This window comes from Gordonia amicalis NBRC 100051 = JCM 11271, assembly GCF_000332995.1.
In the GTDB taxonomy this organism is placed as follows: domain Bacteria; phylum Actinomycetota; class Actinomycetes; order Mycobacteriales; family Mycobacteriaceae; genus Gordonia; species Gordonia amicalis.
In genome coordinates this window covers 113,023-125,869 of sequence record NZ_BANS01000024.1, presented here as the reverse complement: position 1 = coordinate 125,869, position 12,847 = coordinate 113,023, and the positions used below count along the sequence as shown (strand labels likewise).

Here is a 12,847-nt window from a genome sequence, read left to right as displayed (position 1 = left end):
CTCGTCGCTTGCGCTCCTCGCACCTCAGGGAGCGAGGGGAAATTCGTCGTGTGCGCTCCTCGCACCTCAGGGAGCGAGGGGAAATTCGTCGCTTGCGCTCCTCGCACCTCAGGGAGCGAGGGGGAATTCGTCGCTTGCGCTCCTCGCACCTCAGGGAGCGAGGGGCGTTGCTCGCTGAGTCCTAGCCGACGACGTCGTCGGTGTCGTCGATCCCGAAGCTGGTGAAAGCGGTGTCCTTCGGCAGCCGGTACACCTCGCGACCCATGACGGCGTTGAGGATTCGGGCGTTGCGGACCGCGCCGATGTCGAGGTTGGGCGCCGAGACGCCGATGGCGTGCTCCTCGGCGTTCGCCACGAACACCCGGTTGGTCAGGGCGGATTCGGTTTCGACCTGATGATTCGCGCCGATGACGAGACGACCGCGTGAATCCCGGTGCAGCTGAGACTCGATGGGGGCCAGGAAGTCCGACTTGCGGGCCTGGTAGCCCGTGCAGGCGATGACCATGTCGGTGGTGTGCGCGAGTGGGGTGCCGGTGTCGAGGTGGCGTCCGCGGACCTTCAGTGTGCCGCCGGCGAGGGTGTCGATGCCTTCGACCTCGGTCGAGATGCGCAGCTGGACGGGGTTGAGCTTCTCCCGCAGCTGACGCTGGTACAGCAGCTCGTGCACCCGCTCGAGGGTGTCGGTGGAGACGCCCTTGTGGAACTGCCAGTGCTGCGGGCGGATCCGGTCGCGGGCCTCTTCCGGCAGGCTGTGGAAGTAATCCATGTACGCCGGGGTGGTCATCTCCAGCGACATCTTGGTGAAGTCGAGCGGGGCGAACCACGGGGTGCGGGTCCACCAGCGGACGGCCGGTCCGCCGCGGAGATTCGCCTCGAGGAGGTCGACCACGATCTCCGCGCCCGACTGTCCCGACCCGATGACGGTCACCGAGTCGGCGGCATGAGCCTTGTCCTGGTGGTACAGGTAGTCCGAGCTGTGCACGACCGCCGAGGACTCCGACGACAATGATTCCGGCACAAACGGTTCGGTGCCGACGCCCACGACGACGTGGCGGGCGATCACGGTCGACGTCGCGCCGCCGGAGACGATGGAGACGCGGAAGGCGTCGGCCTCGTCATCCCAGTTGACCTCGGTGACGGTGGTGCCCCAGCGCAGGGAGTCGAGCCGCTCGATACACCAGAGCAGGTAGGTCTCGTACTCGACGCGGGTGGGGTAGAAGCTCTCCCGCACCAGGAACCGGTACATCCGGTCGGTGTCGGCCATGTAGTTCAGGAACGACAGAGGGTGCGTCGGATCGACCAGGGTCACCAGGTCCGACAGAAAACCCACCTGCAGTCGGGCTTCGTCGAACATCAGTCCTGGATGCCACCGGAACTCGTCGCGCGAGTCCACGACGAGCACGTCGAGGTCCTCGACGGTCGACGCCAGCGCGGCGAGCCCCAGATTGAACGGGCCGCAGCCGACCGCCAGGACATCTACATTCTCAACTCGGGTCATTCCGACACCCTCACCATTTCTTCACTGTGGGCCTGGTCGCTGGACGCCGAGGCGTTCTCGGATTCCACTTCGATTGCGAGACGCAGGAGTTCGTCGAACAGGTCGTCGATGTCGCTCTCCGAGGTCTCCGGGTTCAGAAGTGTCAGTTTCAGGCAGGTCCGGGGTTCGTCCTCGCCGGGCACCCGTACCTGGGTGCGCCCGATGAGCGCCTTGCCATCGGCGATGAGGCGACGTCGCAATTCGCCGTTGACCGCGTCGAGGTCGGCGCAGCGATAGCGGAAGACGATGGTGGTCAGCGTGACCGGTGCGATGAGTTCGAGCTGCAACTCCGTGGCCACCCGTTGTTCGGCGTACACCGCGAGGTCGTTGCACCGCTCGAGCATCCCGCCGAGTTCGCGGCGTCCGTAGGCCATCAGCGTGGCCGCGACCTTGAGCACGTCGGGCCGGCGGGTGGTCTGCAGGGTCTGACCGAGCAGGCCGCTGTAACCGGCCTCGACGTCGTCGTCGGGGTTGAGATAGGCGACCGAACGGTTCAGCGACACGAACCGGTTGGCATCAGAGAGCAGCATGAGGCTGGCGGCGGCCGGCTGCCAGCCGACCTTGTGCAGGTCGAGGGTGACCGAGTCCGCCCGGTCGACGCCGGTGAGCAGTCCGGACAGACGATCGGAGAACAGCGTGCCGAATCCGTATGCGGCGTCGACGTGCAGCCAGATCTCGTGACGCTCGGCGATGTCGGCGATCTCGGGCAGCGGGTCCACGGTGCCGAAGTCGGTGGTACCGGCCGTCGCCACGATCGCGAGCGGGGTGACATCGCCGGCCTGCCGGATCGCGGCCTCGAGTGCTTCCGGGACGATCCGGTGATGGGAGTCGACCTCGACCGGGATGACCGCGGATTCGCCGAGACCCAGTGCGGCGCATGCGCGGTGCACGGAGAAGTGGGCGACGCGAGAGCAGAACACCACGGGTCGGCGCAGCGCGCCCACACCGTCGTGCCGGACGTCGATGCCACGGCGTGCGGCGGTGTGATCGCGGGCGATCATGAGGGCCAGCAGGTTCGAGATCGATCCGCCCGGGCTGAAGACGCCACCGGCCTGCTCGCCGAATCCCGCCATGCGGGCGAGTGAGCGAACGGTCCAGGTCTCCAGGGCGAGCGTTGCGGGTCCCGAGTCATAGGTGTCCAGCGAGGCGTTGGTGGCGCTCGCGAGTGCATCCGCGGCCACCGCGACGGACAGAGGTGCCGGCTGCAGATGAGCTGCGGTCAGCGGATGGGTGAGATCGAGACCGTACTCGGCCACCAGGCGCGCGAGTCGTGACAGGGCCTCGGACTCGCCGATCCCGGAATCGGGGATTCCGGGGCCACCCAGGGATTCGGTGACCGCGGCGAGCACCGACACCGGATCCCCGGCGGGCAGTGGCGCGCCGTGGTGGTGAGCCGTGACCGACTCGGCCGCCTCGGCCAGACCGCGGCCGATGTCCGCCCATCCCGTTCCCGGCCGGGCGAAACGGGAAGCCCCCCACGCGGACACGCGGTCTTCGGTCACTGAGTTCCCCCTGGACTTTCGATGGTGGTGTGATCATGCGCTCGGTCTCCGTGCGCGTGTCGGTCCGTCACGCCGGGACCCGTCTCTCGAGATCCGCGAGTAGTTCGGCGACCGTCGAGCCCAGAGCGGACGGGATGAGGTCGACGAGTGCGGTCAACACGCCGGTGGCGCGCGTGGCGACGTGGTCGGGAACGATTCCGGGCTGGTGATCGACCTCGACGTGGGTGGCGTGGTCGTCGGTCTCGAAGGCGATCGACAACGGATAGTTGGCGATTCCGTTGAACACCGAACGGCAGGTGGCCGGAGGGCCGTCGGGTCGGGCGACGCCGCGCAGCGGCGCGGGACGCACCGAAGCCATGATCTCCATGACCGGGAACCGGCCGCCCCGCTGGCGAAGTGCAGTGAGGATCGGGCCGAAGTCGGTGCCGGAGTGTTCCATCGCCCGGTAGATCACCGACGCGGCATCGCGCAGGGCCCGCTCGACGGTCGCGGTCGGGTCGACGCGGAAACGCATCGGGATGATGTTGCCGCAGTAGCCGATACGCTGCGGTGGCTGTGTGCGGCGCCGGTTGTCGGCCGGGACCACGAGCACATGGTCGGGTGAACCGGTCAGCGCGAACGCGGCCAGCGAGCACACTCCGATGAGCAGCGCGTTGGGTGTAGCGCCGACGATCTGTGCGACCCGGTCGAACGCGGCGAGCGATTCGTCGGCGACCGCGGCGGCCACCTTGATGCCCTCCCGATCGTCCATCGGGGAGAGCCAGCTCTCCGCGGCGCTCTCGGCGGGCAGTTCGCCGGAGAGCGGGTGGCGCACATCGTCGGCCGCCCAGGTGTCGAGAGCGTGGCGTACCGCGGCGTCGGTGGTCTCGGCCGCAGTGGCGGCATCCGGGGTGGCGGGCCGGGCCTCTGCGTGCACGTCCCCGATCCACTCGCCGGACACGAGCGTGCCGAGCAGCGAAGGCCATGAGGTGTCGTCGACCGCGAGATGGTGAACCACCAGGATCATGCTCACCCGCCCGTCACCTCCCGAGACACGCAGGCGTAACGGCACCTCGGTGAACAGGTCGAATGGGGTGCGGGTCAACCGCGTGGCCATGGTGTCGCTCTCCGTCGAGCCGACCGCGGCGTCGTCGAGACCCCAGGTCCAGACCGAACGGGTTGCGGCCCACCGTCCTTCTCGACGGACCTTCACACGGTGGGGTACTCCGGCTTCGACCTCGACGATCGAACTGAGAACCTCGAAGCGTTCGACGAGTAGTTCCGCTGCGGCGACCACGGATTCGACGGTTCGATCGCCGTCGAACTCGATGACCAGACCGATGTTGTGCGATACCGATTCCGGATCGAGCTCGTAGATCTTCCACATTCGACGTTCGGCGATGCCGAACTGCCCGAAGGAATCCGGGTTCTGTGCGCTCGGGTCGGGGCGGGCCTCGCCCGCAGCGGCGTCGCCGGACTCCGCAATCCGCCGGCGGAGCAGTGTGAGTCGCGCTTCGGTCAATGTGGGCACGGTTCTCCCTCGGTCGAAGTGGCGGTCGAAGTGACGGTGGACATGACGGTGGGGTCGTCCGCGCGCAGGACATCCCAGTCGCGGGCCACCGGGATCAATCGGCCGTCCGCCCACAGTGGGGCCTGGTCCTGGAAGTGCTCGGAATCCGGGTCGCCGCTGACGCCGAGTGGCACCACCCAGAGGCTCGCCCGCGGGTCGGCGAGGTCCCAGACATAGCGGGCCGCGGAGCCGGTGATGCACACGTGGGTGCCGACCGCGGACGCATTGGCGAAGACACACTCCGAATCCCCGGCGAGGGGCAGCGGAGTGGGTCGCAGCGCCGCAAACAGCTCCGGATGTCGAGGTGACGCACCGACGAGATCGAAACCGTGGATCGGGGCGAGCACGTGCACGCTGCCCCAGCGGGGGACGTGCCCGATCGCCTCGACGCGGGTGACGACGGCGTCGAGCGCGTCGAGCGCAACCTCGCCGATGTCTATCCCGATCACCGCGGAGTTGGCGATCACCGTGGTGATGGCGGTGGCGAGGCGCGGCTCCGGGACGAACCACGGCTGGAACACCGCGGGGAAGCCGTGCGGACCCCGCAGCGGGGCGAGGACGTCGGTGCGCGCGACTCCGAGCACCAGCTGACTGCGGAACTCGGCGAACAGGAAGGCGTCGGTGCTGTCGGCGCCCATGGTGCGGTCCCAGGCGAGGATGCGTTGCCGGAAGTCCTCGGCGGCCGGGGTGTTGCCCACCACCCGGGTGAGGAGTCGCTGGACCACCTCCGCCTGGTCGAGGCGGATGTCGCGGTGGATGTTTCCGCAGTCGTCCGCGCTGACCGCGTCGAGTTCGTCGAGACGAGCGGTGATGCGGTCGGCGCGGAACGCCTCCACGCACTCGGTGGTGATCGGTTGCAGCGCAGGGACCGTGGACATCCGTTGATTCGCGGTCACGCTGACACCGCCGTCGGCCACGGTCGCGTCGAAATCGGGGTCGCCCAGTGAACCCGGTTCGTAGCCCTGCCACTGGTAGCGCTCGTCCCAGCCGGGAACCGGTAGCCAGTAGTTCTCCGGAGCCCGGACGGGTACCCGTCCGGCCACGTGGGTGACGGTCGTTCCGTCGGCGTGCGCGACGACGGCACGGTTCACCGGCTCGACCCAGGACGACAGCGCGGCTTCGACGTCGGCGATCGATCGGGCGAACAGCAGGTCGAGCGGGGCGTCGAAGGTGACGTCCGTCGAGAGCAGCGGCGAACGCAGGCTGATCGCGAACGGCTCATCCGGACCACCGAATACGACGGCGCCATTGTGTGTGGTGATCACCTCGACCGCAACGGGTTCGGAGTCGCGGACGCCGATCTGCTCGGTGTGGACGGTGGCCGGCGCCCGGTTTCCGCCGGGCACCTCGACGAGCAATGTGCCCGTCTCGTCGCGGGTGAGTCGCTCGACGTACAGGTCCTGGTAGTCGGCCATCGCGTTGGTGATGCCCCAGGCGATCTCCTCGCCCTGAGCGAAGTGCGGGATCCCGGCGACGCCCGCGAAGGCGAAACCGGCCACGTCGAAGGACTGTGCCGGGTCGGTCGAGGCGAGGTGGAACTGCTGGTAGATGCCGGGCAGTTCGAGGAATCGGTGCGGGTCACCGGCGACGATCGGGGACCCGGTGGTACTGCGGGCCGCGGAGACACCCCACGCGTTGCTGCCCGACATGGGATCACCCAGGTCGACGGTTTCCCCGATCGGGGATTCGGCGACCGGCGTGGGCCGGGTGAGATCAAGGATCTCGCGAAGGAATGCCTCATCGGGAATCCTCGGCACGGTCGGGTCGTTCTCGCTGCCCTCGAAGGCCCAGAACCGCAGTGCATCCGGTCCGGTGGTGCGGCAGGCGTGGAGCCGGAACAGTTTCGTGGTGAACCGGCCGAACAGCACGTGGTGCATGATGAAGACCGAGATCGGGGTCCACGGCTGCCAGGGCTCCGGATGATGGTCGAGCGCTGCGAGTTCCGGTGCCGGAGGAACGCCATCGGCGTCCGACAGGGTGCTGTTCACGCCGTCGGCGTAGGCGCGCAGCAGGTTTCGGGTGCGCTCCGAGGAGGCGTGGTACATCCGTTCGGCGACCGCATCCAGGCGTGCCCGCCGGGCGAAGGTGTCCCACTCCACGCAGGACTCGCCGAAGACCTCGGCGGTGCGGCCCTCGGCGCGCAGTCGCATGAACTCGATCTGCCACCGGCGGTCCTGACCGCAGGCACGGCCCTGTCCGAAGAGCGCCCCGGCCGGAGTGACGGCCAGCACGTGCGGGATGCCGTGGGTGTCGCGCAGGATCTCCGCGACAGGAGATTCGGCCGACGGGGTCGTGGTGGTCATCGGGGCCCCCGATCGGCGACGGGGTTGGCGAGCAGATGTCCGGCGTCGATGAGTGATGCGTAGGAGTCCTCGATGTCGACCATCCGCTTGTTGTTGCGCAGCTGCAGGCCGTTCATGTGGACCGCACCGAAATGTGGCGCGAACAGATCCCATTTCGCGAACTTGTCATCGAGATCGGGATGGGCGGCGACGAACTCGCGCAGGCTCTCGGCCACCAGGTCCCAGAACTGCCCATCGGTGACGAGCCGGTCGGTGTGGAGGATGCCCGCCAGTGGGCGCAGGAAGTCGTCGAAGATGTCCGAGAGCACGCCGAGGTTGCGGATCTCGTCGGGTTCGGCGGTGAGCACGCGAGCGCAGTTCTCCGGGAAGCCCTCCGGATCGCCGAAGACCGACACCTCCTCGCCGATGTCCTTGAGGATCGCGCGGACCGGGATCCCGTTGTCGAGGACCAGGATCAGGTTCTCGCCATGAGGGGAGAACTTCAGCTCGTACCGGTACAGCAGGTAGGCGATCGGATGGAGGTACGTCCGCAGGTAGCGTCGAATCCACTCGGCGGCGGGAATCCCCGACCGTGCGATGAGCGCACCGACAAGGGAGTCGCCGTGGTGGTCGACGTGCAGGAGCGCCGCCATGGTGGCGAGCTGTTCGTCGCTGCGCACGAGCGAGACCGGACTCTCGCGCCACAGCGCCGAGAGGATCTTGCGGTACTCCGATCCCGGCTGGGTGATCTGGGTGAAGGTGGGGCTGCGGTAGCCGATGGCCGCGACCTCGAAGATCATCTCGAATCCGATGGCGGCCAGGTACGGGTCGTCGGCCACGAGTCCGCGGACCCAGTTGTTGATCAGCGGGGTGGTGCGCATGTAATCCGCCGACATGCCCCGGGTGAAGCCCATGTTCACGATCGACAGGGCACCCTTGACGTAGTGGCGGGTGGGGCTGGTCGAGTTGAAGACCGTACGGATCGACTGCTGCGCCTGGTACAGGTCGGGGCTCTCACCCACGAACACGATGCGCCGGTCGGCGAGATCGGCGGAGTAGAGCTTGCGGACCTTCTCGGTCCACTGCCACGGGTGCACCGGCAGGTAGTGGTAAGCGTCGGGTTCACAACCGCATTCGCGTAGGACGGCGTCGAAGTCCGCCAGCGTCTCGACGCCGAGTTCGTCGACCAGCATGGCGTCGTAGTCGACGCCGCTGACCGTCGCCACGTCACAGTCCTCACGGCGGGCAGCGACCCAGGCGAGCCGGAAGTGATTGCCGACCTCGGGTGCGTAACGCTCGATGTCCTCGGCGCTGAAGCCGAGGCGCCCGGCGTTCGCCACGATGCAGGGATGACCCTCGGTCATCGTCTTCTCGATGGTCTGGAAGTCGGCGTACGCGAGATCGGTTGCCGTGACGCGCCGTTCGTCGGGCCGGTCGGCGCTGATGGCGAGGGTGTTGATGAATTCCTCGAGGTAGTCCGGCAGCGCCTGAGGGCCGATGCCGAGCAGCGGTGCGAGGTCGACGACCAAGGCGATGGCGTCGACGGGCAGTTCCTCGCCACGTCGCACACGACGCAACGACGACTCCTCGATCGCCCAGTTCTCCAGGGCGAGGACCTCGGCGCGGAAACGGTATTCGGTGTCGCCGTCGGCGGAGACGACGACGTAGTTGCCCGGTCCGGTCTCGACGGGACTCAGGGCGCGTTCGTGAGAGAACTCGGCCAGTATCTTCCTGGCGATCCTGCGGTGATACGTCTCCCGATGGGACACGGTGCCCGGCAGTGCGGTTCGCGGATGGCGGATCTGTTCGACGGTCAACGGATCACGCTCCCAGGTCCGTCACCTCGACCGCGCCGACGCTGGTGCCGCCGGCGGTGACGCGGAGGAAGTCGTCGCGCGTGCAGTAGCTCAGATGAGCGGTCTTGTCGCCGACCGGATAGTCGCCGTCGACCTGGAATCCGACACTGGCGTTGAGGCGGTGGACCGCGGTGTTGCGCACGTCCGGTTCGACGACCACTCGCGCGGCGCCGACCTCGAGGATCGCCGTCCGCATGATGTGCAGCATCACCGCGCCGGTGAATCCGGGCAGGGCCTGCTCGGCGTGGGCGACGAGCAGGTGCATCCCGATGTCGCCCTCGGCATGGACGTAACCGCTTGCGGGGTCGGCGAGTTCGCTGGTCTGCGGATCGTACAGTTCGAACAGGAACTGCGGTCGGCCGTCGTGGTAGCCCAGACGCATGCCGTAGGGCGTGCCGGTGGTCGCTGCCGCGGTCTCCCGGATCATCTTCTCCACGTCCGCGACCGAGCTCTCCAGCATGTCCCAGTACTTGGCCTTGGGATGGGTGAGCCATCCGTGGACCGTGACGGCGTGCGACAGGTCGTCGAGATCGACCGAGTGCAGGTCGTACGCGGGTGCCGATGAAGTGGTCATGATGCCTTTGCTGTCGTGAAGTCTGCGGTCGTGGTGGGTACCGGGGCTGCCGGCTGCGCGTTAGGTCCCGGCCAGCTCGGCGTCCACCTGGTCGTCGGTCAGGGCCACGACGCCGAGGAGGATCTCGGCGACGCGCGTGACGCGCGGGCCTTCGAGGGCGGTGAGCCGTTCGGCGAGGCCTGCGATGGTCCGGTGACCGAAGATGTCGGCGACCGACAGGCGCGGGGCGTCGAGCCAGGTGCGCGACAGCGCCACGAGGCGGGTGGCCTGCACCGAGTCGCCGCCGAGCGAGATGAAGTCCTCGGTGACACCGATCGGTCGGACCGGCAGTACGTCGGAGAAGATCACGGCGAGCGCCTCCTCGAGCGGAGTACGCGGTGCGACGACCGCCGGGCCGGTGTCCGACGGGTCGATGAGGGTTGCCAGTGCCTTGCGGTCGTACTTCCCGTTCGCCGTGAGGGGCAGAGCATCCAGCACGGCGATCGAACGCGGGATCATGTGTGGCGGCAGCGTTTCGGAGAGTCCGGCGAGGATCTCGTCCTCGTCGATCCGTGTCCCGGCAGGGACGACGGCGGCACGCAGGTCGCGGCCGTCGGACCAGGCGACCGCCGAACCGACCTCGTCGAGCCCGAGCAGTCCGGCTTCGACCTCGCCGAGCTCCACACGGTAGCCGCGCACCTTCACCATGTGGTCGGCGCGGCCGAGGAAGTCGAGGAATCCGCCGGGCAGATAGCGGGCGAGATCACCGGTCCGATACCACGTCTCGCCGTCGTGGCGGACGAAGCGATCCGCCGTGCGCTCGGGATCGCCGCGATAGCCGTCGGCGACGCCGGCACCGCCGATCCATAGTTCACCGGGGACGAGGTCGGGACGATCACGGCCGGTCTCGTCGACGACCCGGCACCGGACGCCGCGCAGCGGAACGCCATAGGGCACGAACGCCATCCCGGCGGGCACGTCGTCCGCATCGCAGATCGTGGAGTGGATCGCGGTCTCGGTGGTGCCGCCCAGGCCGGCGACCCGGCAGTCGGGCAGCTGTGCGGCGACCCGGTCGAGCAGCGACACCTCGACCTTGTCACCGCCCATGATGATCACCCGCATCGACGCGGGCAGCGAACCGATGTCGAGGATCATGCCGAGGATCGACGGCACGCAGTTGAGTACGGACACCGAGTGTTCGGTGAGAAGTCGCACCCAGTCGTCGATCTTGATGCGCTCGTCGTCACCGGGCACCACCACGGCGCCGCCGACGGCCAGCAGTCCGAAGATGTCGAAGACGGAGAGGTCGAACTCGAGCGAGGAGACCTGGAGACTGCGGTCACGCTCGTCGAGCGAGTAGCGGTCGACGAGGTCGGTGAGGGTGGCCACCGCGGCACGATGCGGGACCTGGACGCCCTTGGGCAGTCCCGTCGATCCGGAGGTGAAGAGGATGTAGGCCAACGCCTCGCCGGACACCTCCGCGGGCTCGGCCGGTGCCGCGGTTCGGGCATGTGCGATGTCTATGACGGCAGGTCCGTCGCCGTCCGCCCAGGCGCCGACATCGGCGGTGAGCACGGCGCGTGGTCCGGCGATGGAGACGATCCGGTCCCGGCGGGCCTCCGGTTGCGTCGGCGCGACCGGTACGTAGGCGGCGCCGACGGCGAGCACGGCGAGTGCGGCGACGACCTGGTCGCCGCCCTTGGGCAGGTGGACGACCACGGTGTCCCCGGTGCGGACGCCCGCCGCGGTGAGTGCGCCGGCCACACGGAGTGCGTCGTCGGTGAGCTCGCCGTGCGTCCAGGTGCGGTCGTCGGTGATGACCGCCGGATACGCGGACCGCTGCGCCGCGCGGCCCAGGATCGTGCCGTGCAGGGTGCCGTCGAAGACATCGGTGGCAGGGAGCGGGTGCTCGACCGAACGACGTTGTGTACGAACCTCATCGGCGACCGGATCGGGCGCGGCCAGGTCCCACTCGCCGTCGACGAGGAGGCCGAGGAGACGGACGTAGTAGTCGAACATCGCGCGGGCGGTGGTCTCGTCGAGATCGGACACCCGGACGTCCCAGTTCAGGAGAAGGCCGCCGGCGATCTCGGTGACCTGTGCGTCGAGCAGTACCTGGGGACCCTGTGAGACGATCCACGCGGGGTCTCCGAGTACGTCGGTGGACTGCGCGGAGAAGAGATCGCCGAGCCCTAGCGCGCTGGTGAACACGACCGGCGAGACGACGGATTCGCCTCGTGCACGCCCGAGTTCGCGGAGGACGTCGAGGCCGTTCATCGAACCGTGGGCGGCGGCGTCGTGCATCGCCGAACGTATCTGGCGTGCGCGCTCGGCCAGCGTCGCCGGTTCGCTCAGGTCGACGTCGACGAGGATCGAGGACGTGAAGTCGCCGACCACGCGTTCGACATCGGGATGGATCTGCGGACGATCGAACAGCGGAACAGTCAGCAGGAACCGGGAATTCGCGGAATGCGTGCCCACGGCCTCGGCGAAGACCGCCGCCACCGCAGCCGCGGGGGTGACGCCCCGGCGGTGGGCGTGTTCCTCGAGTCGCTTCCACTCGGAGGCGGAGACCGAATGGTGCAGGCGGACACTGCGCGGCTCCGTCTCGCCGCGGGCGGCGCGATCGTCGAGTGGGAGTTCGGGCGGTCCGGGCAGGTGGGGGATGCGCTCCCGCCACCATGCGAGGTCCTCGTCGCGGATGTCACGGGACGTCCGGTCGGCCGTGATCGTCGCGAAGGTGACCCCGAGTTCCGGCAGGGTCTCCCCGCGGTAGAGACGACTGAAGTCGTCGACCAAGACGCGGTAGCTCATGGCGTCGGCCGCGATCATGTCGACGTCGAGGTGTACGCGGGTGGAACCGCCCGGCAGCAGGCTCAGTTCCGCTCGGATGACCGCACCCTCCTCGACCGGGAGGGCTCGATGCGTTCCGTGTGAACGCTTCTCGGCGAGGATCGCATCGACCATCTCGGCCGATTGGCTGCGCAGGTCGTGGACGGCGATGGCCTCGGGATGGGCGGGTCCGACGACCTGGGTGCCGTCGGGGAGTACGCGGACCCGCAGCATCGGATGGCGCTCCAGCAGTTCGCCCATGGCGGTGGTGAAGCGGTCCGGATCGATGTCGTGACCGTCGAATTCGATGTAGAGGTGCGCGGCGACGTTGCCGAACGCATGGCTGTCGGAGCGGCCGATCCAATACGCGTGCTGCATCGGCGCCAACGGGAAAGGTGCTGTGGGGTCGACGTTCTCCGGGGACTCGTCGGTGTCTGCGGTGGTCGCGGGACTTCCGATGAGTGCGGTCCAGGCGTCGAGTGTGGGTGCGGCGGCCAGGCGGGCGAAGTCGATGTCGATGCCGCGTTTGCGCCAGGTGCCGGCCAGTCGCATCATGCGCAGGGAGTCGAGTCCCTGGGCGATGAGGTCCTGGGTGGGGTCGAGGGACTCCGGTGTCACGCCGAGAGCGCCGGCGACCTCGGCACGGATGACGGCAGGGTCGGCGAGATCGGTGATGGTGGATGTCATCTCGGAGTTCGTGGCCATCAGCCGAAGTGCCTCTCGCGGTTCGGGAGCG

7 protein-coding genes are annotated in these 12,847 nt (G+C 68.3%); all 7 read right to left on the bottom strand.

The features are described 5' to 3' along the window. Positions 1 to 181: 181 nt before the first annotated feature. The gene (locus GOAMI_RS12645; protein WP_006436923.1) at positions 182 to 1,498 is read right to left on the bottom strand and encodes a lysine N(6)-hydroxylase/L-ornithine N(5)-oxygenase family protein; all 1,317 of its coding nucleotides are present in this window, start codon (positions 1,496 to 1,498) and stop codon (positions 182 to 184) included. Beyond that, the gene (locus tag GOAMI_RS12640; RefSeq protein WP_006436922.1) at positions 1,495 to 3,039 is read right to left on the bottom strand and encodes a pyridoxal phosphate-dependent decarboxylase family protein; all 1,545 of its coding nucleotides are present in this window, start codon (positions 3,037 to 3,039) and stop codon (positions 1,495 to 1,497) included. The genes GOAMI_RS12645 and GOAMI_RS12640 overlap by 4 nt, the downstream gene beginning before the upstream one ends. A 67-nt stretch (positions 3,040 to 3,106) precedes the next feature. Beyond that, entirely contained in the window at positions 3,107 to 4,549 is a 1,443-nt protein-coding gene (locus GOAMI_RS12635; protein WP_040004804.1) for an amino acid adenylation domain-containing protein, read from the bottom strand. Further along, entirely contained in the window at positions 4,537 to 6,891 is a 2,355-nt protein-coding gene (locus GOAMI_RS12630; protein WP_006436920.1) for a penicillin acylase family protein, read from the bottom strand. The genes GOAMI_RS12635 and GOAMI_RS12630 overlap by 13 nt, the downstream gene beginning before the upstream one ends. Next, complete coding sequence (locus GOAMI_RS12625; RefSeq protein ID WP_006436919.1) at positions 6,888 to 8,687, bottom strand: IucA/IucC family protein; 1,800 nt, start codon at positions 8,685 to 8,687, stop codon at positions 6,888 to 6,890. The genes GOAMI_RS12630 and GOAMI_RS12625 overlap by 4 nt, the downstream gene beginning before the upstream one ends. A 4-nt stretch (positions 8,688 to 8,691) precedes the next feature. Continuing rightward, complete coding sequence (locus GOAMI_RS12620) at positions 8,692 to 9,300, bottom strand: GNAT family N-acetyltransferase (protein WP_006436918.1); 609 nt, start codon at positions 9,298 to 9,300, stop codon at positions 8,692 to 8,694. A gap of 60 nt (positions 9,301 to 9,360) precedes the next feature. Then, on the bottom strand, positions 9,361 to 12,816 hold the full coding sequence (locus tag GOAMI_RS12615) for a non-ribosomal peptide synthetase (RefSeq protein WP_006436917.1): 3,456 nt from the start codon (positions 12,814 to 12,816) through the stop codon (positions 9,361 to 9,363). Positions 12,817 to 12,847: the final 31 nt, after the last annotated feature.